The organism is Andreprevotia lacus DSM 23236 (genome assembly GCF_900176275.1).
Taxonomy (GTDB): Bacteria; Pseudomonadota; Gammaproteobacteria; order Burkholderiales; family Chitinibacteraceae; genus Andreprevotia; species Andreprevotia lacus.
In genome coordinates, this window is record NZ_FWXD01000001.1 from 23698 (window position 1) to 42652 (window position 18955).

The following is an 18955-nucleotide window of genomic DNA, read 5'->3' on the forward strand; positions in this document are numbered from 1 at the left end:
TAACCGAGTGTAAAGGTAAACCGCCTTTCGTCGGCAATCTGCTGCAGTCTAGCAAATCGCTACGTATTCGTAGTACTCATCTGCATTTACGGCTTACGAGTGTGGGTAAAGTCGCACCATGCGGATACTACGGTCCTGCGTTTGCACGATTTCCAGCCGTTCGCCCGCCAGTACGAAACAAGTGCCGGCATCGGGAATTTCTTCAAAATATTCAAGAATCAGCCCGTTGAGTGTCTTCGGGCCGTCTATCGGAAAGGCCAGTTTCAGTTTGCGATTCAATTCGCGCAGGCTGGATGCCCCGTCAAGCAGATAACTGCCGTCGGCCTGCTTTTCAAAGCGTAGTCCGGCTTGCGGTGCGTTGGTGGTGAATTCGCCGATGATTTGTTCAAGGATATCCTCAAGCGCTACCAGTCCGAGCAATTCGCCATATTCATCCACCACCAGACCGATGCGGCGGCGGTTTTCCTGGAAGTTTTGCAGCTGCGTCAGCAGCGGCGTGCCAGATGGAATGAAATAGGGGCTGCGCGCCAGCGTGCGCACTGTTTCGGCATCGACATCTTCTTCGCGCAGCGACAGCAGTTTGCGCACGTGCAATATGCCCAGGATGTCATCCTGATTGTCGCTGTAAATGGGTAGTCGGGAATGGTGGCTGGTAAATAGCTGATGGCGTAATTCCTCGTCGGCGGTGGCGAGGTCGACCATCTCGATCTGATGGCGCGGCGTCATCACGTCATCAACCGTAATGGTGCCCAATTCCAGCAGGTTCAATAATGCGGCTTGATGCTTTTTCTGAATGTATTTGCCTGATTCCAGCACCAGCACGCGTAACTCTTCGGGTGAAAGGGCTTGCTGGCCATGGGTGGGCTTATCCAGCCGCAGCGTGCGCACAATGGCATTGACGAACAGGTTGACGAACCACACGGCGGGATAGAACAGGCGCAACAGCGGGGTGAGCGCTGCACTGGTGACAAAGGCAAATTTTTCCGCGTGGGTGGCGGCAATTACCTTGGGCGTGGCTTCGGAGAACACCAGGATGGCAAAGGCTACCAGAATCGCCGACAAGCCGATGGCGGTATCGTTGCCGGCGAAAACCTTGGCCGCGATCAGCGCCGACAGCGTGGCCGAACCGGTATTGATGAGGGTGTTGCCCAGCAGGATGACCGACAGCAGCTTCTCGGTTTGATTGAGCAGGGCCTGTGTGCGCAGCGCGGCGCGGTGCCCTTGTTTGGCTTTGCTGGCCAGTTTGTAGCGGTTGATTGCCATCATCGCCGTTTCGGCGCCGGAGAAAAACGCCGAGCTGATCAGGCAGGCAATCAGGCCGATGACCAGGGCGGGTAGGGGGATGTCGTCCAATTGGGAGTCCGGCTAGGGGCAGGTCGCAGTCATTATAGCGGCATGCCGTGGCCGGTCAGCCGTGTTGCAGGATAGCGTCCAGCACCACCCGCGTGCCGATATAGCCCAGCAGCAGCAGTGCAAAGCCCGCCAGTGCCCAGTTTGCGGCGCGCTGGCCGCGCCAGCCTGCACGCATGCGGCCGACGATCAGCGCCCCATAGCTCAGCCAGGCCAGTGCGGAAAAAATCACCTTGTGCCACAGACCGCGATGCGGGCCATAGATATGCTCGGCAAAGAAGATGCCGGTCAGCAATGCCACACTCAGTAGCGCAAAGCCGGTGTAGATGCATGCAAACAGCAGGCGCTCCAGTGCCAGCAGCGGCGGCAGGGTTTGCACCAGCAGGTTGGCAGCCGCCTTGTGCAGGCGGCGGTCAGCCAGCCTGATCAGAAAGGCTACGCCGGCGGCAATGGTCAGTACCGCATAGGCCAGCATGGCAGAGAAGAAATGCAGCCGCGAAATCGCGTTCTGCGGGTAATCCAGGACATGACCCTGGGGCAGTGCCAGGCTGGTGCCGAACAGCACCACCACCATGCCCAGCAGGGCGGGCTGCAGCCCGTCCAGCCGGTAGGCCAGATTGCCGACCAGATAGACCAGCATGGCCAGCCAGGCGGTCAGTGACAGCGCTTCTGCCGCGCCAAAGCGCAGCGGCAGCATGGCGAATTCCGGCCAGAGCGCCAGTCCGTGCACGGCCAGTGCCAGCGTCAGCAGCCCGTGCTCGACGGCCGGGTAAGCGGGCGCGCGCTGGCTCAGCCGGCTGCGGCAGAAATGCCAGCCCAGTGCGAGGTAAAGCGCGAAGGCGATGAGTGCAAGCCAGGTCACGAGGCCAAATCGGGTAGAATGTCGGGATTGACAGTCTAGCAGAGCGCGCCCGTGCACAGGCGCGCGCTTGGTAAAGGGAATTGCAATGCTGGAGAACCTCTCCAACCGACTTGGCGACGTAATCAAGAATCTGCGCGGCAATGCGCGCTTGTCCGAGGACAATATCCAGGACGCCCTGCGCGAAGTGCGCATGGCGCTGCTGGAGGCCGATGTGGCGCTGCCGGTGGTCAAGTCCTTCATGACCGAGGTCAAGACGCGCGCACTGGGCCAGGATGTGATCGGCAGTTTGACACCGGGCCAGGCCTTCATCGGCGTGGTGTATGAAGAACTGACCAAGCTCATGGGCGTGCAGAACGATGCGCTCAACCTGGCTGCCGTGCCGCCCGCCGTCATCCTGATGGCCGGCCTGCAGGGTGCGGGCAAGACCACGACCTCGGGCAAGCTCGCCAAGCGCCTGAAGGAAGAGCACAAGAAGAAAGTGCTGCTGGTGTCCGGCGACGTTTATCGCCCTGCCGCGATCGAACAGCTCAAGACCCTTGCAGCGCAGATCGAAGTGGAGTGGTTCCCGTCCGACGTGTCGCAAAAGCCGGTCGATATCGCCGCGGCTGCGCTGGATTATGCCAAGAAGCATTTCCATGACGTGCTGATCGTTGACACCGCTGGCCGCCTGGCCATCGATGAGGCGATGATGGCCGAAATCAAGGCCGTACATGCAGCGATCAACCCGGTCGAAACGCTGTTCGTGGTCGATGCCATGCAGGGCCAGGATGCGGTCAATACCGCACAGGCCTTCAACGAGGCGCTGCCGTTGACCGGCGTGATCCTGACCAAGATGGACGGCGATGCGCGCGGTGGTGCGGCGCTGTCGGTGCGTAATGTCACCGGCAAGCCGATCAAGTTCCTCGGTGTGGGCGAGAAGCTGACCGGCATCGAGCCGTTCTATCCGGATCGCATGGCCAGCCGCATTCTCGGTATGGGTGACGTGCTCAGCCTGATCGAGGACGTACAAAAGACCGTCGATGAAGCTGAAGCGCTGAAGATGATGAAGAAGGTCAAGTCCGGCAAGGGCTTTGACCTGGAAGACTTCAAGACGCAGATCGGCCAGATGAAGAAGATGGGCGGCATGTCGGCGCTGCTCGACAAGCTGCCGGGTATGGGCCAGATGGCCGAGATGGCCAGCAGTCAGGTGACCGACAAGGCGGTGGCGCGTATCGAGGGCATCATCAACGCGATGACTCCGCTGGAGCGTCGCAAGCCGGAATTGCTCAAGGCCAGTCGCAAGCGCCGCATTGCTGCGGGCGCCGGCGTGTCGGTGCAGGAGGTCAATCGCCTGCTCAAGCAGTTTGAAGAAACGCAGAAGATGATGAAGCAGTTCTCCGGCGGCGGCATGATGAAAATGATGAAGGGCCTCAAGGGCATGAAGGGCATGCTGCCCGGCATGTAGGCTCGGTCTTGCCGCCATGCATGCGGCGGCGGGGCGTGCTGATCCGGCGCTTGCTGCAACGCAAGCGCCTCATTCTTTTGTATAAATTGCAGCCGCTTGGCGTTTTTGCTTGTGCGTGTTTGCAAAATTCCCGTACAATCGCGGGTTTCGCATTAACCGATTTCCAAACTGGATACTGAACATGGTTGTGATTCGTCTTTCCCGTGGCGGCGCCAAGAACCGTCCGTTCTACAACATCGTCGCCACTGATTCGCGCAACCGCCGCGACGGCCGCTTCATCGAGCGTCTGGGCTTCTACAACCCGGTCGCTGTTGAAGGCGAAGAAGGCGTTCGTTTCGCGCTGGATCGCGTGAACTACTGGATCGGCGTTGGCGCGCAAGTGAATGAGTCCGTCGCCAAGCTGCTGAAGAGCTACAAGCCGGCAGCCTGATTTGGCAGCGAAGCAAGCAGCGACTGCCCCGCAGGCGTCCGTTGCGGCTGAGGTCCCCGGTGATCTCGTCGGAATGGGCTACGTCAGCGGGGCATTTGGCATTCGTGGCTGGATCAACGTCATTGCCGACACCGAATTCGCCGACAGCCTGCTCGATTACGAGACCTGGTGGCTGGGGCGTGATGGTCGCTGGCAGGCGTATGCAGTGCAGGATAGTCATGTGCAGCCCAAGAAGCTGGCCGCCAGACTGGAAGGCATCGACGACCGCGACAGTGCGTTTGCGCTCAAGGGCATGCAGGTTGCCGTGCCGCGCAGCGCCATGCCGGTGCTCGACAGCGATGACGAATTCTATTGGGCTGACCTGATCGGCCTGAAGGTCGTCAATACGCAGGGCGAGAGCCTGGGCGTGGTCGACAAGCTGTTTGAAACCGGTGCCAACGACGTACTGGTGGTGCTGGACGGCAAGACCGAACGGCTGCTGCCCTTTGTGGCGCACGTGGTACTCAAGGTTGATCGCGATGCGGGATGCATCACGGTGGACTGGGGTCTGGACTACTGAGTGGTGCCCGCATGACGGTGCAGGCTGCAGTCACGCGACAGATTGATGTCGTTACGCTGTTTCCGGAGATGTTCGACGCGATCACGCGCAGCGGCGTTACCCGCCGCGCGGTGGAGCTGGGCATCTTTGCGTTGCAGCCGTGGAACCCGCGTGATTTCACCACCGATAACTATCGGCGTGTGGATGATCGGCCGTTTGGTGGTGGTCCCGGCATGGTGATGCAGCCCGAGCCGCTTGAGCAGAGCATCGTGGCGGCAAAGAACCGTCAGCTGGCTGCCGGCGTGACGCCGCGGGTGATTTACCTGTCCCCGCAGGGCGCGCCGCTGACGCATGCCAAAGTAGCCCAACTGGCTGAGCTGGACGGGCTGATCTTGTTGTGCGGCCGTTACGAGGGCGTGGATGAGCGCCTGATCGAGCGGCAGGTCGATGAAGAAATATCCATCGGCGATTACGTGCTGTCTGGCGGCGAGCTGCCGGCCATGGTGCTGATCGATGCGGTGGCGCGGCTCTGGCCCGGCGTTTTGAACACACAGGCCAGCGCGGCAGAAGATTCGTTTGTGGACGGGTTGCTGGATTGCCCGCATTACACCCGTCCCGAAGATTACCGCGGCATGGCGGTTCCGGAAGTTCTGCTTTCGGGAAATCATGCCAACATTAGGCGCTGGCGCCTGAAGCAGGCTCTGGGGCGCACCTGGTTGCGTCGCCCGGATTTGCTTGCCGATCGCCAGCTTTCAAAAGAGGAAGCTCGGCTTCTGGCTGAATTCAAGACCGAACAATCGGCTTGACCAGCAATACCTGCGAACGATTTCGCGACGAGACGCGAAGGCTGGCGAGCAGCAACGAGATCGGGCTTGAGCCCATCGAGGCGCAGCGCAGCGCGGCCGACAAAGTATCGTCGTGAAAGCGAAAGCAGGCAGAAGGAACAAGCTTCGCAAGGAGTAAATTGCAATGAATCTGATTCAGCAACTCGAACAAGAAGAAATCGCTCGTCTGGGCAAAACCATTCCTGAATTTGCACCGGGTGACACCGTCATCGTGCAAGTCAAGGTAAAGGAAGGCACACGTGAGCGTCTGCAGGCCTTTGAAGGTGTGGTTATCGCCAAGCGTAACCGTGGCCTGAACAGCGCCTTCATCGTGCGCAAGATTTCGGCCGGTACGGGCGTTGAGCGTTCGTTCCAGACCTACTCGCCGCTGGTTGCTTCGATCGAAGTGAAGCGTCGTGGTGACGTTCGTCGCGCCAAGCTGTACTACCTCCGCGATCGTTCGGGCAAGTCCGCACGTATCAAGGAAAAGCTGCCGGCACGCAAGACTGTCGCTGCTGCTTGATAGGCGGTTTTCCTTCGGGAATGAAAAACGCGGGCTCCGGCCCGCGTTTTTTTATGCGCGCAGCCGGGCGCAGCGCACGCGCGCTCCCGGTATCATGCGTTTGCGGGCGCCTGTTCCGGCGTCTATCCGGATTCCCCATGGCTGATTTGCGTCCTTTCAATGCCGCTGACTATCAAGCCGTCATCGACGCGCCGTTCTCGCGTATCGGCCTTGGCGCGGACGGGGATGTGCTGGTGCGCATCGACTTCGTGTTGCCGACGGTGCCGCTGCAGGCGCCGCAGTCTGCCATCCTGCGCGAAGCGGCCGGGCAGGTCGCCGCTTACCTGCAAGACCCGCTATTCCAGTTTGATTTGCCGTACCGGCTGCAGGGCAGCTTGCACCAACGCAAGGTGTGGCAGCGTATTGCTGCCATTCCGTCGGGTGAGGTAATCCGCTACGCCGATCTGGCGCAGGACATCAACTCGGTGGCGCGTGCCGTGGGTGGTGCCTGTGGGGCCAATCCGCTGCCATTGCTGATTCCATGCCATCGGGTGGTGGCGGCAGATGGTCTGGGCGGGTTCAATGCCCGCCGCAATGGCGTGGACTGGCTGCCGGTGAAGCGCTGGCTGCTCAAGCACGAGGGCGTATTGCGTGACTGGTTCGATTGAGTTGCCCGCCGCCGAGCAGGCGTTGATCGACAGCTTCATCGACAACGTCTGGCTAGCCGACGGGCTGGCACAGCACACGGTGGATAGCTATCGGCTGGACCTGCTGATCTGGGCCCACTGGCTGCAAGGGCAGGGCGGGGCGTTGCTGGCAGCTGCCAGCAGCGACATCCAGATTTTCCTCGCCGAGCAGGCCGAGAGCATGAAAGCCGCCACGCTGGCGCGACGGCTGGCCAGCCTGCGCAAGTTCTACCGGCACTACCTGCAGTCCGAGCGCATTGCTGCCGATCCGACCGACACGCTGACCTCGCCACGCCGGGTGCGGCCACTGCCGAAGGCCTTGGAAGAAGTACAGGTCGAGGCGTTGCTGAATGCGCCGGATGTGGACGATGCCGCTGGCTTGCGTGATCGCGCCATGCTGGAGCTGATGTATGCCACTGGCTTGCGCGTGTCCGAGCTGGTGGGGCTGCCAGTCGAGCAATTGCACCTCAACCCCGGCTATGTGCAGGTGATCGGCGGCAAGGGCAACAAGCACCGGCTAGTGCCGGTGGGCGAGGAAGGACGCCACTGGTGCGGGCGCTATCTGGCCGAGGCGCGTGTGCTGCTGTGTGGAGGGCGCAACGTGCCCACCCTGTTCGTCAACCAGCGCGGCGAGCCGCTGACCCGGCAGGGGGCCTGGTTCATCATCAAGGGCTATGCCGCGCGCGCTGGCATCGCGGCCGAGCGCCTGTCGCCACACGTGCTGCGCCATGCCTTTGCCACACATCTGATGAACCACGGGGCCGATCTGCGCATCGTGCAGGCGCTGCTGGGGCATGCCGACATCAGCACCACGCAGATTTATACCCACGTGGCCACCGCGCGCCTGCAGGCGCTGCACAAGGAACATCACCCGCGCGGAAAATGATTACGCAAGACTGTCTTGTTTTTGTCGTATGCTTGTGCCGGTTTCGGTAAATCAACAAGGAGTACATGATGGCAGACAGTCTGGTCGATCAAACCGTGCATACGGCAAGCAAGTATCAGGACATCGTGGTGGGCTATGCCACCGAATTCGGCGTGAAAATCCTTGCCGCCATTGCCTTCTGGGTGATCGGCCGCTGGCTGATCCATGTGGCAGTGCGCATGGTGCAGAGTTCGCTGGAAAAGCAGAAGGTCGATCCGACCGTGCTGCGCTATGTGGGTTCGGTCATCACCGTCACGCTGAACATCCTGCTGGTGATCGGCATTCTCGGCTACTTCGGCGTACAGACCACCACCTTTGCTGCGCTGATCGCTGCTGCTGGTGTGGCCATCGGCATGGCCTGGTCCGGCCTCTTGGCCAATTTTGCGGCCGGTGCGTTCATCATCGTGCTGCGACCGTTCAAGGTGGGTGATTTCGTCACGGTGGCGGGCGTGACCGGTACAGTGAAGGAAATCGGCCTGTTTGCCACCGCGGTCAACACCCCGGATAACGTGGTGACCTTGATCGGCAACAACAAGATTTTCTCCGACACCATCCAGAACTACAGCATCAACGAGTATCGTCGCGTCGATCTCAAGGCGCAGTTGGCCGGCGCCGCCGACCATGCCGCAGCCATTGCATTGCTGAAGGAAAAAGTCGCCGCCATCCCCAATGTGATTGCGGTGCCGCCGGTGGATGTGGAAATCCTCGAATTCAATCTGGTTGGCCCGGTGCTGGCCGTGCGCCCGCATTGCAACAACGACCACTACTGGCAGGTTTACTTCGATACCAACCGGGTGATCAAGGAAGCGCTGGCCGAGGCCGGCTTCCCTGCGCCGACACCGTCGCAGGTGGTGACCTTGGGTACGCCGTCCGTGCTGGAGGCTTTGGCCAGCAAGTTCAAAGGCGATTGAGCCTGTCTACGATCTGGCTGCGATGGGGCTGATCGCGGCGCATATGCTGCTCAAAATCCGCATGTACGTTGAGTGGATGCCGGTTTTTGTGCTGCACCTCACCCACTGGGCTCCCTCTCGCCAGGATCGTAAACAACCTGGCGTGGGTAGCTTGCCCGTCGTCCCCAAAAACAAAACCCCGCCAAGGCGGGGTTTTGTTTTGCAGCGTGTTGCTCGTCAAGCCGGTTCGGCGGCCGCTTCGGCATCGGCCATCTGCAACGTGACCTTGCCGTCGTCGTCGAGGTCGATGGTGACCTCGCCGCCGCGCGTCAGGCGGCCAAACAGCAGCTCGTCTGCCAGTGCCTTGCGGATGGTGTCCTGGATCAGGCGTGCCATCGGCCGTGCCCCCATCAGCGGGTCGAAGCCCTTTTCCGCCAGCATGGCCTTCAGTGCCGGCGTGAAGTGCGCATCCACCTTCTTTTCCTGCAGTTGCAGTTCCAGTTGCAGCAGGAACTTGTCCACCACGCGCAGGATGATGCTGTGATCCAGCGGTGCGAACGGAATTGTTGCATCCAGCCGGTTGCGGAATTCCGGCGTGAACAGGCGCTTGATTTCCTGCAGCTCGTCGCCGGTTTCCTTCCTGGCGGTAAAGCCCAGCACCGGTTTGTTCAGCGACTCGGCGCCCGCATTGGTCGTCATGATGATGATGACGTTGCGGAAGTCCGCCTTGCGGCCGTTGTTATCGGTCAGCGTGCCGTGATCCATCACCTGCAGCAGGATGTTGAAGATATCCGGGTGGGCCTTTTCGATTTCGTCCAGCAACAGCACCGAATACGGATGCTTGTTGATGGTCTCGGTCATCAGGCCGCCCTGCTCGAAGCCCACATAGCCCGGAGGCGCGCCGATCAGCCGGCTGACCGCATGCCGTTCCATGTATTCGGACATGTCGAAGCGGATCAGCTCGATGCCCAGCGTATAGGCCAGCTGGCGCGCAACCTCGGTTTTACCCACGCCGGTCGGGCCGCTGAACAGGAAGGCGCCAATCGGCTTCTGCGGGTTGCCGAGACCTGCCCGCGCCATCTTGATCGCGGTAGCCAATGCTTCAATTGCCTTGTCCTGGCCGAACACGACGTTCTTCAGATCGCGGTCTAGGGTCTTGAGCGCGCTCTTGTCGTCGTTCGATACGCTCTTGGGCGGAATGCGGGCGATCTTGGCCACGATCTCTTCGATCTCGTGCTTGTTGATCGTCTTCTTCTGCTTGGAGCGCGGCAGGATCTTCTGCGCGGCACCGGCCTCGTCGATCACGTCGATGGCCTTGTCCGGCAGGTGGCGGTCGTTGATGTACTTGGCCGACAGCTCGGCAGCCGTCGACAGCGCCGCCAGCGTGTACTTCACGCCGTGGTGCGTCTCGAACTTTTCCTTCAGACCCTTGAGGATCTCGACGGTCTGCTCGACGGTCGGCTCGGCCACATCGATCTTCTGGAAGCGGCGCGACAGCGCGTTGTCCTTTTCGAAGATGCCGCGATACTCGGTATACGTGGTCGCGCCAATGCACTTGAGCGTGCCGTTCGACAGCGCAGGCTTGAGCAGGTTGGATGCATCCAGCGTGCCCCCCGACGCCGCGCCCGCGCCGACAAGCGTATGAATCTCGTCGATGAACAGGATGGCGTTGCGCTCTTCGGTCAGCTGCTTGATCACGGCCTTCAGGCGTTGTTCAAAGTCGCCACGGTACTTGGTGCCGGCCAGCAGGGCGCCCATGTCCAGCGAGTAGACGGTGGCATCAGCCAGGATATCCGGCACTTCGCCATCGACGATGCGGCGCGCCAAGCCTTCGGCAATGGCGGTCTTGCCCACGCCGGCCTCGCCAACCAGCAGCGGGTTGTTCTTGCGGCGGCGGCACAGGATCTGCACCACACGCTCCAGCTCGGCTTCGCGGCCGATCAGCGGGTCGATACGGCCGGCCAGTGCCATCTGGTTCAGGTTCTGCGTGAAGTTCTCCAGCGCGCCACCCGGGGTGACTTCACTGTCGTGCTCTTCCGATTGTTCCTGGCGCGATGCGCTGTTGCCCGGAGGCGTGCTGCCACCGGCCTGCTTGGCAATGCCGTGCGAAATGAAGTTCACCACATCCAGCCGGCTGATGCCTTGCTGGTGCAGGAAATAGACGGCGTGGCTGTCCTTCTCGCCGAAAATGGCCACCAGCACGTTGGCGCCGGTCACTTCCTTCTTGCCCGACGATTGCACGTGCAGGATGGCGCGCTGAATCACGCGCTGGAAGCCGATGGTGGGCTGGGTTTCCACTTCGCCGGTACCGGATACGACCGGTGTGTGCTCGGTCACAAAATCACCGAGCGCGCGGCGCAGTTCGTCCATGTTGGCGCCGCAAGCGCGCAGCACTTCGGCGGCGGACGGGTTATCAAGCAGCGCAAGAAGGAGATGCTCCACGGTGATGTACTCGTGGCGCTTTTGTCTCGCTTCCATGAACGCCATATGGAGGCTGTGTTCAAGTTCCTGGGCGATCATTCTTGTACCTCCATGATGCATTGCAGCGGGTGTTGATGCTGGCGGGCAAAACTGTTTACTTCTTCTACCTTGGTCGCCGCGATGTCCTTGGGGTACACCCCGCAGATGCCGCGGCCTTCGGTATGAACTTTGAGCATGACGGCGGTGGCTTGTTCATGCCCCATCGCAAAAAATTGCTGCAGCACCACCACGACGAATTCCATCGGGGTGTAGTCATCATTCATCAGGAGCACCGTATAAAGCGGCGGTGGGCCGACGCGTGTTTGCTGCTCTGCAAGTTGCTGATCGCTCTGGTGCTGTATTGCCATGCTGTTCCATTCACCTCTGATTCTCATTTTGGCCCGACTGCCGGGCTTTTCAAGCTTACCGAGGGGGACAATGCGTGTTGTTTTTTTGTCCCACGGTGCTTGACCATCGCATGATTACTAAAGTACAAAGTCAACGCGTTTGATAAGCAAGCTTCATGCAATACCGGGTTCACCGTGGTGCAGGTCTTGGTATCAAACCGGAGTCCCAATCCGGGACACGTCTGCATCAACGCTATATCTGAGGAAAGACCCCAAAATGGCAACCGGTACCGTCAAGTGGTTCAATGATTCCAAGGGCTTCGGCTTCATTACGCCGGACGAAGGCGGCGAAGACATCTTCGCACACTTCTCCGCAATCAACATGCCGGGCTTCAAGACCCTGAAAGAAGGCCAGCGCGTGACTTTCGAAGTCGCCAACGGCCCGAAGGGCAAGCAAGCTGCAAACATCCAGGCTGCCTGATTCGCTGCCTGAATGTGAAAAGCCCCGCGTAAGCGGGGCTTTTTTATTGTCAGCATGTTTTGTGTGCCTGCCCGTGGTGGCGGCGCAACAAAAAAAGCCCCGCAATCGCGGGGCTTTTTCGACATTACACGCAATTACATGCGGGCGATGATGGCCTTGCCGAAGGCCGAGCACGATACTTCTTCCGCGTCGTCCATCAGGCGGGCAAAGTCGTAAGTCACGATCTTGTCCTTGATGGTCTTTTCCATCGCGGCAATGATCAGGTCGGCAGCTTCCTTCCAGCCCATGTGGCGCAGCATCATTTCAGCCGACAGCAGCAGCGAACCCGGGTTCACCTTGTCCTGGCCTGCGTACTTCGGTGCGGTGCCGTGGGTGGCTTCAAAGCACGCCACGTTGTCCGACAGGTTGGCACCCGGAGCGATACCGATACCGCCCACTTCTGCAGCCAGTGCGTCGGAGATGTAGTCGCCGTTCAGGTTCAGCGTGGCGATCACGTCGTATTCAGCCGGGCGCAGCAGGATTTGCTGCAGGAAGGCGTCGGCGATCACGTCCTTGATCACGATGCCGTTCGGCAGTTGCACCCACGGGCCGCCGTCGATCTCGACGCCGCCGAACTCGCTCTTGGCCAGCTCATAGCCCCAAGTGCGGAACATGCCTTCGGTGAACTTCATGATGTTGCCCTTGTGAACAAGGGTAACGCTCTTGCGGTTGTTGTCGATCGCGTACTGGATGGCCTTGCGCACCAGGCGCTCGGTGCCTTCCTTGCTCACCGGCTTGATGCCGATGCTGCTGCTTTCCGGGAAGCGGATCTTCTTGACGCCCATTTCCTGTTGCAGGAAATCGATGACCTTCTTGGCGCCTTCCGATTGGGCATCCCACTCGATACCGGCGTAGATGTCTTCGGTGTTTTCACGGAAGATCACCATGTCGATCAGGTCCGGGCGCTTCACCGGCGACGGCACGCCGTCGAAGTAGCGTACCGGGCGCAGGCAGACGTACAGGTCCAGCTGCTGGCGCAGGGCCACGTTCAGCGAACGGATACCGCCGCCAACCGGCGTAGCCAGCGGGCCCTTGATCGAAACAACGTATTCTTTCAGTGCGGCCAGGGTGTCTTCCGGCAGGTAGTTGTCGTTGCCGTAGACCTTGGCAGCCTTCTCGCCGCAATAGATTTCCATCCAGTGGATCTTGCGCGAACCGCCGTAGCTCTTGGCCACGGCAGCGTCGACCACATCCTTCATCACCGGGGTGATATCGACACCGATGCCATCGCCTTCGATGAACGGAATGATCGGATTGTCGGGGGTGGCGAGGTTCGGGACGATCTTGGTGCCGCCCTGCGGAACTTGGATGTGGCTCATGTTGCTTCCCTGATGTGGTTAGTCAGACAACGCCTTGAAGCGTTGGCAAAAACGGGATTATCGCGTGAAGCACCACTTTGTGCCAAGCCATGCCTGATGTATGGGCAGGTAGAATGTCATTCATGGCCAAACTCATCCTGCTCAACAAGCCTTATGGCGTGATCTGCCAGTTCAGCCCCAGCCCGCCGCATCAGTGCCTGGCCGACCATGTGCCGGTCAAGGACGTCTACCCGGCAGGGCGGCTGGATACCGATTCGGAAGGCTTGCTGCTGCTGACCGATTCCGGTGCACTGCAGGCACGCATTGCCGACCCGAAGCACAAGCTGCCCAAAACCTATTGGGTGCAGGTGGAAGGTGCTGCCGACGATGCTGCACTCGCCCCGTTACGCGCCGGTGTCGATCTGGGCGATTTTGTCACCAGGCCGGCGCAGGTGCGCGTCATCGACGAGCCGGCCGGCCTGTGGCCGCGCAACCCGCCGGTACGCTTTCGCGCCGCCATTCCCACCACCTGGCTGGAGGTCATCATTGCCGAGGGCAAGAACCGCCAGGTGCGGCGCATGACCGCCAAGGTGGGGTTTCCCACCCTGCGGCTGATCCGTGCCGCCATCGGCGACTACACGCTGGATGAGCTGCAGCCCGGCCAGTGGCGCGAGCTGCGCGTGCAGGCCCCTGTTGCCCCCAAGGTGCCGCAGCAGCCAGAACGGCCCAAGCAGCGCGGCCGGCGCGGGCCGAACAAGGCGCGGTAATCATTCCTGCCGAGGCGGTGGGGCTTCGGGTAAAATCCTGTTTTGCATGAGAAATTGATTGTTGTATGTGGAAACCCAATGCCACCGTCGCAGCGGTCATCGAGCGTGACGGCAAGTTCCTGCTGGTGGAAGAGCGCATTCTTGGTGCGCGCAAGCTCAACCAGCCTGCCGGCCATGTCGAGCAGGGCGAATCCATCGTGGCGGCCTGTGTGCGCGAAACCTTTGAGGAAACCGCACACCACGCGGTGCCGACCGCCTTGGTGGGCATCTATCAGTGGAGCCCGCCCGAGCGGCCGGAGCTGACCTATCTGCGCTTTGCCTTTGCCGCCGACGTGACCGGTTTTGATGCCAGCGCGCAGCTTGATGATGGCATCGAGGCTGCCGTGTGGCTCAGCCGCGACGAGATCGTGGCGCGCAGCGCCGAGCACCGCAGCCCCTTGCTGCTGGCGTGCATTGACGACTATCTGGCCGGCAAACGCTATCCGCTGGCGCTGCTGCGTGATTTCGACGCTGCAACGCGGGAGGCCGCACCATGAGCGACAAGATCGTGGTTGGCCTGTCCGGCGGGGTGGATTCGTCTGTCACTGCGCACCTGTTGCAGCAACAGGGCTTCGAAGTGCATGGCGTGTTTATGCAGAACTGGGAAGACGACAACAACGACGAGTACTGCTCGATCAAGGAAGACAGCATGGACGCCATTGCGGTGGCCGACCTGCTGGGCATCGACATCGAGCTGGTGAACTTCGCCGCGCAATACAAGGACCGTGTGTTCAGCTACTTCCTGGCCGAATACTCGGCCGGCCGTACGCCGAACCCGGACATCCTGTGCAATAGCGAAATCAAGTTCAAATGCTTCCTCGATTACGCCATCGAGCTGGGCGGGGTGAAGATGGCCACCGGCCACTATGCCGGCAATCGCCTGCGCCCCGATGGCCGCACCGAGCTGATCCGCGCGGCCGACCAGAGCAAGGACCAGACCTACTTCCTCTATCGTTTGTCGCAACAGCAGGTCAGTCAGGCGGTGTTCCCGCTCGGCGGCCTGCAGAAGTCCGCAGTGCGCGAGATTGCCGAGCAGATCAAGCTGCCCAATGCGCGCAAGAAGGACAGCACTGGCATCTGTTTCATCGGCGAGCGGCCGTTCCGCGAGTTCCTGAACCGCTACCTGCCCAAGATCCCGGGAAAGATGCGCACGCCGGAAGGCCGCGTGGTGGGCGAGCACATGGGCCTGATGTACTACACCATCGGCCAGCGCCAGGGCCTGGGTATTGGCGGTGAAGGCCTGCCGTGGTTCGTCGCCGGCAAGGACATGGCCGCCAACGAGCTGATCGTGGTGCAGGGGCACGACCACCCGCTGCTGCTCAAGCCCACGCTGTTCGCACGCGATTGCTCATGGATACTGGGCGAAGCCCCGGCCGAGGGGCGCTACACCGCCAAGACGCGCTACCGTCAGCAGGATGCTGCCTGTACGCTGGCCTATCAGGACGACGGCGTACTGCTGACCTTCGACGAAGCGCAATGGGCGGTGACGCCGGGGCAGTCGATGGTGTTGTATGACGGCGATGTGTGCTTGGGCGGGGGCATCATTCAGTAGTTTTTTTGATGCGGGTATTGGGACGGCCAGCGTGATGAGCGCTGGCTGTTTTTCATCATGGCTGAGCTGTTTGTCAGCTTTGTTGTACCACTGAAGCAGGAATGCCTGAATTCAAGTCAATCGCAAAGGGTTGCCAGCCGCCAGGTGGATCCCATTCCCCCGAGCCGTGGACCAGGCCGTTCTTGATTGAATGGATGACTACGCCATCAATGGCAAGGCCTTCGGTGCGCCAGGCGGGTGTTCCCGATGGCGAAATGCAGATGAGCTCAGAAGCAGAGGTGACCAGAAATGAGAATACTCTGCTGTATTCCTCAAGGGTTTCCTCTGTATTTGGGTAAATACGGCTGAAGTACCCGTCGAGCTGGAAGCTTGTACTGGTCCGATTGATCGGATCAATGAGGATTAGCGCATTGGAAAATCCGATCGCAACCAAACCACAAGCACAGGCGATCCCATCAAAGATTGACCAATCACCATCCGCGCATATATCCACGCGCAGTGCTGATGTTGGCGTGACCGTTATGCCAACAGACCTCGCTATTCTCGTGACCTGCTGGCTGAGGTGCACTTTGATCGACGGAGCGCTGCACCATTCCTCATCGACTTGCTGCAGAAACTCGGCATGCATGGTGTGGATTCTCAATAGGTGTTCTTGGTCAGAAATCGATTTTTCAATACGATGCCAACTGCCCGTGGCACACCACCCCAATCCCTTCTGAAGCGCCGAGCAGCACAGCCAAGCCCGGATGAAGGGGAGGGATGTTTGAGGCCCAAAGGGCCGAGTTACCGACCCGCGGGGCTTGGCGCGCAGCGCAGGGAACCCCGCAGGGGCGCTTTAGTAGGGTCGCCTGGGATTGTTAAGGGATGGGCGAGACCATCCCTTAACCTGTCCGCCGGGCGGAACCGGCACTTAAGAAGTGCGCCGCAGGCGCTTAACTGATGCCTCGGGTGATGCAGAAAAAAGCCGCCCGCAGTACGGCACTTACTGCTCAAACCACCCTGCATCATCCAGCTCGCTGAACACCTGCCGCAACCCCGCCCCCCAGCGCTGGCGGATGCTGTTGAAGTAGGGGTCATGCTCAGTCACCCGATACGGCTTGGCCGGGGCATAGCTGTCGCGGCGATAGCTCAACACGTCCACCGGCAGGCCGACCGACAGATTGCTGCGTATGGTCGAATCGAACGAAATCAGCGTGCACTTGAGCGCTTCCTTCAGCGCCGTGTCGTGGCGCACCACGCGGTCGATGATGGGTTTGCCGTATTTGGCTTCGCCGATCTGGAAGTAGGGCGTGTCCTCGGTGGCTTCGATGAAGTTGCCGGCGGCATAGACGTTGAACAGGCGCGGTGCTTCGCCATGGATTTGCCCGCCCAGCAGGATGGAACAGCTGAAATCGACGCCTTGCGTCATCTCGCCACCGCTGTCACGGGCGATCACTTCGCGCACCGCCTGGCCGACCAGTTCGGCGGCGGCGTACATGGTCGGTACGGTCAGCAGGCTGGCGCCGTCACCGCCGCAGCGACTGCGCAGCAGGCTGATCACGCTTTGCGTGGTGGCCAGGTTACCGGCACTCAGCAACACCACCAGGCGCTCGCCGGCAGTTTCGAACACGTGCATCTTGCGGAAGGTGGCGATGTGATCGACCCCGGCATTGGTGCGCGAGTCGGAGGCAAACAGCAGCCCGTCTTGCAGGGCCATGGCAACGCAGTAAGTCATGCGGTAAATCCGATAAAACCGGGGCAGATTCGCCCCATTGTACGCCAGCCACCCAGTGCGATAGTCGAGCGCCTATTGCTGCTGTGCCAGTGCTACGCGTGCCAGCGAATGCAGCGACTCCTGTCCGCCACCACGCCGCACGCCGCGCACCGGGCCGGCTTCGAGGTAATCAAGGCCGATGGCCAGCCGCACATAGCGCTCGTCCGGTATGCAGTTGTTGCTGACATCGAAACCATGCCAGTGCCCGCCGCAGCAGACTTCAGCCCAGGCGTGGCTGGCCACGTGGCCGTCGTGCTCGGTAAACAGATAGCCGCTCACATAGCGCGCCGGCAGGCCCAGTTGGCGGCAGGCGGCGATGAACACGTGTGCGTGGTCCTGGCACACGCCCTGTCCCAGCGCAAAGGCGTCGGCAGCGGGCGTGCCGGCATGCGTGCCGCCCAGCCGGTAGGGCATGCGGTCGAGCAGGTCGGCCATCAGGTCGAGCAGTGCTTCGCGGCCGTGCCGGGCGATCAGGTTGCGGTAGGTGTCGGCAAACGCGCCCAACCCCGCATCGCAGCGGGTCAGCGGGGTGTCGCGCAGGAATAGCGCTGCGGGCAGGGTTGCATCGTCGGCAGCGGCTGTGGCCGGGTGGGTTTCCACCACGCCTTCGGCCACGATATGAATCAGGTCGCGCGGCGTATCCAGCACCAGCAGGTGCTGCCGGTTGCCATAGGCATCCGTACCGGCACTGGCGGGAGCGGGCAGCGACAGTTGCCAGTCCACGATCCGCTGGCCGTCATCTAGCCGGGGTGTCAGCCGCAGCAATTGCGCGCTGTGCGCCAGCGTGCTGTCGTAGCGGTAGACGGTTTCATGATGGATGTGCAGGCGCATGATCAGGCGGCTTTCAGATAGGCCTGGTAGATGCGGTCACCCAGCCCGTTGATGTCGATCAGCCGCTGGCTCAGATAGTCGTGCAGGCCATCGGCAACAATCTCGTCCACGCTGGCAAACTTGAGCTGTGCCAGCAGCGCGGCGGCATCGCGCTGCGCCAGCCGGCCGTTGTCGCCCTCGATCTGCGCCAGGATCTTGCAGATGGCCTCCAGGCAGGCGCGCAGCGAGCGTGGCAGGCGGGGTGACAGGATCAGCATCTCGGTCACCTGCCGGGCGGTGACGGCATCGCGGTAGATTTCCAGATAGGCCTCGTAGGCCGACAGTGCCTTCAGCAAGGCGCTCCAGGCGTAATAGTCAGATGCGCTGGCTTCCACCTGCAGCAGGTGGGCTTTCACGTCCAGCAGGCGGGCGGTGTTGTCGGCGCGCTCGATGAAGGTGCCCAGCCGGATGAAGCTGTAGGCATCGCCGCGCAGGATGGTGCCATAGGTCACGCCACGGAACAGGTGCGAGCGCTCCTTCACCCAGTCGAAGAAGGCGCCGACGTTGTCGATGCCGCGCGTGGCGTAGTCGCGCGCTTCGATCCAGGTGGCGTTGATGTTCTCCCACATCTCGGCGGTGATCTTGCCACGCACCGCATGCGCGTTCTCGCGCGCCTGGCGGATGCAGCTGACGATGCTGGCGGGGTTGCTGCGGTCCAGTGCAACGAAGTGCAGCAGTTTTTCCGGCGTCAGCTCGTCGTGGCGGCGGTTGTATTCATCCAGCATTTCGGTGATGACCAGCGGTGCGCTGATCTCGGCGCGCGCGCCGTTCTGCGATTGCGGCAGCAGCGCCAGGCTGAAGCTCACGTCCAGCAAACGCGCCAAGTTTTCGGCACGCTCCAGATAGCGGCTCATCCAGTACAGGTGATCGGCGGTTCGGCTCAGCATCATGTTCTCGT

The 18955-nt window shown here is 61.1% G+C and carries 21 protein-coding genes; 12 read left to right on the forward strand and 9 right to left on the reverse strand.

The window, feature by feature from the left end:
- Window positions 1-93: 93 nt before the first annotated feature.
- On the reverse strand, window positions 94-1353 hold the full coding sequence (locus tag B9A19_RS00205) for an HlyC/CorC family transporter (RefSeq protein WP_084088530.1): 1260 nt from the start codon (window positions 1351-1353) through the stop codon (window positions 94-96).
- Between the two features lie 55 nt (window positions 1354-1408).
- On the reverse strand, window positions 1409-2212 hold the full coding sequence (locus tag B9A19_RS00210; protein ID WP_176216713.1) for a cytochrome C assembly family protein: 804 nt from the start codon (window positions 2210-2212) through the stop codon (window positions 1409-1411).
- An 85-nt stretch (window positions 2213-2297) separates the two neighbouring features.
- Between B9A19_RS00210 and ffh the strand changes: the two genes are divergently transcribed.
- The 8 genes from ffh to B9A19_RS00250 all read left to right on the forward strand — a co-directional run bounded on the left by ffh (window position 2298) and on the right by B9A19_RS00250 (window position 8472).
- Entirely contained in the window at window positions 2298-3656 is a 1359-nt protein-coding gene (gene ffh, locus B9A19_RS00215; RefSeq protein WP_084088532.1) for a signal recognition particle protein, read from the forward strand.
- Between the two features lie 181 nt (window positions 3657-3837).
- Complete coding sequence (gene rpsP, locus B9A19_RS00220; RefSeq protein ID WP_084088533.1) at window positions 3838-4086, forward strand: 30S ribosomal protein S16; 249 nt, start codon at window positions 3838-3840, stop codon at window positions 4084-4086.
- 73 nt (window positions 4087-4159) lie between these two features.
- On the forward strand, window positions 4160-4645 hold the full coding sequence (gene rimM / locus B9A19_RS00225; RefSeq protein ID WP_084088534.1) for a ribosome maturation factor RimM: 486 nt from the start codon (window positions 4160-4162) through the stop codon (window positions 4643-4645).
- A gap of 11 nt (window positions 4646-4656) precedes the next feature.
- Window positions 4657-5430 carry a tRNA (guanosine(37)-N1)-methyltransferase TrmD gene (trmD, locus tag B9A19_RS00230; RefSeq protein WP_084088535.1) on the forward strand — a complete coding sequence of 258 codons (774 nt, stop codon included), beginning with the start codon at window positions 4657-4659 and terminating at the stop codon, window positions 5428-5430.
- 163 nt (window positions 5431-5593) lie between these two features.
- Window positions 5594-5971, forward strand: coding sequence for a 50S ribosomal protein L19 (gene rplS, locus B9A19_RS00235; RefSeq protein ID WP_084088536.1), 378 nt, complete (start codon window positions 5594-5596; stop codon window positions 5969-5971).
- Window positions 5972-6108: 137 nt separating this feature from the next.
- Window positions 6109-6618 (forward strand): methylated-DNA--[protein]-cysteine S-methyltransferase, encoded by a 510-nt coding sequence (locus tag B9A19_RS00240; protein WP_084088537.1) that lies wholly within the window; start codon window positions 6109-6111, stop codon window positions 6616-6618.
- Window positions 6602-7522 carry a site-specific tyrosine recombinase XerD gene (gene xerD, locus B9A19_RS00245; RefSeq protein ID WP_217806934.1) on the forward strand — a complete coding sequence of 307 codons (921 nt, stop codon included), beginning with the start codon at window positions 6602-6604 and terminating at the stop codon, window positions 7520-7522. The genes B9A19_RS00240 and xerD overlap by 17 nt, the downstream gene beginning before the upstream one ends.
- A 65-nt stretch (window positions 7523-7587) precedes the next feature.
- Window positions 7588-8472: a mechanosensitive ion channel family protein gene (locus B9A19_RS00250; RefSeq protein WP_245804227.1), complete on the forward strand. Its 885-nt coding sequence runs from the start codon at window positions 7588-7590 to the stop codon at window positions 8470-8472.
- A gap of 216 nt (window positions 8473-8688) precedes the next feature.
- On the opposite strand, the gene clpA is transcribed toward B9A19_RS00250, so the two are convergent.
- A complete protein-coding gene (gene clpA / locus B9A19_RS00255) occupies window positions 8689-10971 on the reverse strand; it encodes an ATP-dependent Clp protease ATP-binding subunit ClpA (protein ID WP_084088539.1) in 2283 nt (760 codons plus the stop codon).
- On the reverse strand, window positions 10968-11279 hold the full coding sequence (gene clpS / locus B9A19_RS00260; RefSeq protein WP_084088540.1) for an ATP-dependent Clp protease adapter ClpS: 312 nt from the start codon (window positions 11277-11279) through the stop codon (window positions 10968-10970). The genes clpA and clpS overlap by 4 nt, the downstream gene beginning before the upstream one ends.
- Window positions 11280-11535: 256 nt before the next feature.
- Between clpS and B9A19_RS00265 the strand changes: the two genes are divergently transcribed.
- The gene (locus tag B9A19_RS00265; protein ID WP_084088541.1) at window positions 11536-11739 is read left to right on the forward strand and encodes a cold-shock protein; all 204 of its coding nucleotides are present in this window, start codon (window positions 11536-11538) and stop codon (window positions 11737-11739) included.
- A gap of 134 nt (window positions 11740-11873) precedes the next feature.
- Here B9A19_RS00265 and icd read toward each other — a convergent pair whose 3' ends face one another.
- The gene (gene icd, locus B9A19_RS00270; RefSeq protein ID WP_084088542.1) at window positions 11874-13097 is read right to left on the reverse strand and encodes an NADP-dependent isocitrate dehydrogenase; all 1224 of its coding nucleotides are present in this window, start codon (window positions 13095-13097) and stop codon (window positions 11874-11876) included.
- Window positions 13098-13219: 122 nt separating this feature from the next.
- Between icd and B9A19_RS00275 the strand changes: the two genes are divergently transcribed.
- The 3 genes from B9A19_RS00275 to mnmA all read left to right on the forward strand — a co-directional run bounded on the left by B9A19_RS00275 (window position 13220) and on the right by mnmA (window position 15434).
- Complete coding sequence (locus tag B9A19_RS00275; RefSeq protein WP_084088819.1) at window positions 13220-13843, forward strand: pseudouridine synthase; 624 nt, start codon at window positions 13220-13222, stop codon at window positions 13841-13843.
- A gap of 65 nt (window positions 13844-13908) precedes the next feature.
- The gene (locus B9A19_RS00280) at window positions 13909-14379 is read left to right on the forward strand and encodes an NUDIX hydrolase (RefSeq protein ID WP_084088543.1); all 471 of its coding nucleotides are present in this window, start codon (window positions 13909-13911) and stop codon (window positions 14377-14379) included.
- Window positions 14376-15434 carry a tRNA 2-thiouridine(34) synthase MnmA gene (gene mnmA / locus B9A19_RS00285; RefSeq protein WP_084088544.1) on the forward strand — a complete coding sequence of 353 codons (1059 nt, stop codon included), beginning with the start codon at window positions 14376-14378 and terminating at the stop codon, window positions 15432-15434. The genes B9A19_RS00280 and mnmA overlap by 4 nt, the downstream gene beginning before the upstream one ends.
- 73 nt (window positions 15435-15507) lie before the next feature.
- Here the strand turns inward: mnmA and B9A19_RS00290 are convergent, their stop codons facing one another.
- The 4 genes from B9A19_RS00290 to B9A19_RS00305 form a co-directional block, all read right to left on the reverse strand.
- Complete coding sequence (locus B9A19_RS00290) at window positions 15508-16062, reverse strand: hypothetical protein (RefSeq protein ID WP_084088545.1); 555 nt, start codon at window positions 16060-16062, stop codon at window positions 15508-15510.
- Window positions 16063-16416: 354 nt separating this feature from the next.
- A complete protein-coding gene (locus B9A19_RS00295; protein ID WP_084088546.1) occupies window positions 16417-17148 on the reverse strand; it encodes a proteasome-type protease in 732 nt (243 codons plus the stop codon).
- Window positions 17149-17220: 72 nt separating this feature from the next.
- Window positions 17221-18018 carry a transglutaminase family protein gene (locus tag B9A19_RS00300; protein ID WP_084088547.1) on the reverse strand — a complete coding sequence of 266 codons (798 nt, stop codon included), beginning with the start codon at window positions 18016-18018 and terminating at the stop codon, window positions 17221-17223.
- 2 nt (window positions 18019-18020) lie between these two features.
- Entirely contained in the window at window positions 18021-18947 is a 927-nt protein-coding gene (locus B9A19_RS00305) for an alpha-E domain-containing protein (protein WP_217806935.1), read from the reverse strand.
- Window positions 18948-18955 lie beyond the last annotated feature (8 nt).

What these genes read in the sequence shown, in the direction of transcription:
- ffh (WP_084088532.1), top strand. Translation starts at nt 2,298, where the DNA reads ATGCTGGAGAACCTCTCCAACCGACTTGGCGACGTAATCAAGAATCTG.
- rpsP (WP_084088533.1), top strand. Translation starts at nt 3,838, where the DNA reads ATGGTTGTGATTCGTCTTTCCCGTGGCGGCGCCAAGAACCGTCCGTTC.
- rimM (WP_084088534.1), top strand. Translation starts at nt 4,160, where the DNA reads ATGGGCTACGTCAGCGGGGCATTTGGCATTCGTGGCTGGATCAACGTC.
- trmD (WP_084088535.1), top strand. Translation starts at nt 4,657, where the DNA reads ATGACGGTGCAGGCTGCAGTCACGCGACAGATTGATGTCGTTACGCTG.
- rplS (WP_084088536.1), top strand. Translation starts at nt 5,594, where the DNA reads ATGAATCTGATTCAGCAACTCGAACAAGAAGAAATCGCTCGTCTGGGC.
- B9A19_RS00240 (WP_084088537.1), top strand. Translation starts at nt 6,109, where the DNA reads ATGGCTGATTTGCGTCCTTTCAATGCCGCTGACTATCAAGCCGTCATC.
- B9A19_RS00250 (WP_245804227.1), top strand. Translation starts at nt 7,588, where the DNA reads ATGATGGCAGACAGTCTGGTCGATCAAACCGTGCATACGGCAAGCAAG.
- clpA (WP_084088539.1), bottom strand. Translation starts at nt 10,971, where the DNA reads ATGATCGCCCAGGAACTTGAACACAGCCTCCATATGGCGTTCATGGAA.
- clpS (WP_084088540.1), bottom strand. Translation starts at nt 11,279, where the DNA reads ATGGCAATACAGCACCAGAGCGATCAGCAACTTGCAGAGCAGCAAACA.
- B9A19_RS00265 (WP_084088541.1), top strand. Translation starts at nt 11,536, where the DNA reads ATGGCAACCGGTACCGTCAAGTGGTTCAATGATTCCAAGGGCTTCGGC.
- icd (WP_084088542.1), bottom strand. Translation starts at nt 13,097, where the DNA reads ATGAGCCACATCCAAGTTCCGCAGGGCGGCACCAAGATCGTCCCGAAC.
- B9A19_RS00275 (WP_084088819.1), top strand. Translation starts at nt 13,220, where the DNA reads ATGGCCAAACTCATCCTGCTCAACAAGCCTTATGGCGTGATCTGCCAG.
- B9A19_RS00280 (WP_084088543.1), top strand. Translation starts at nt 13,909, where the DNA reads ATGTGGAAACCCAATGCCACCGTCGCAGCGGTCATCGAGCGTGACGGC.
- mnmA (WP_084088544.1), top strand. Translation starts at nt 14,376, where the DNA reads ATGAGCGACAAGATCGTGGTTGGCCTGTCCGGCGGGGTGGATTCGTCT.
- B9A19_RS00290 (WP_084088545.1), bottom strand. Translation starts at nt 16,062, where the DNA reads ATGCATGCCGAGTTTCTGCAGCAAGTCGATGAGGAATGGTGCAGCGCT.
- B9A19_RS00295 (WP_084088546.1), bottom strand. Translation starts at nt 17,148, where the DNA reads ATGACTTACTGCGTTGCCATGGCCCTGCAAGACGGGCTGCTGTTTGCC.
- B9A19_RS00300 (WP_084088547.1), bottom strand. Translation starts at nt 18,018, where the DNA reads ATGCGCCTGCACATCCATCATGAAACCGTCTACCGCTACGACAGCACG.
- B9A19_RS00305 (WP_217806935.1), bottom strand. Translation starts at nt 18,947, where the DNA reads ATGATGCTGAGCCGAACCGCCGATCACCTGTACTGGATGAGCCGCTAT.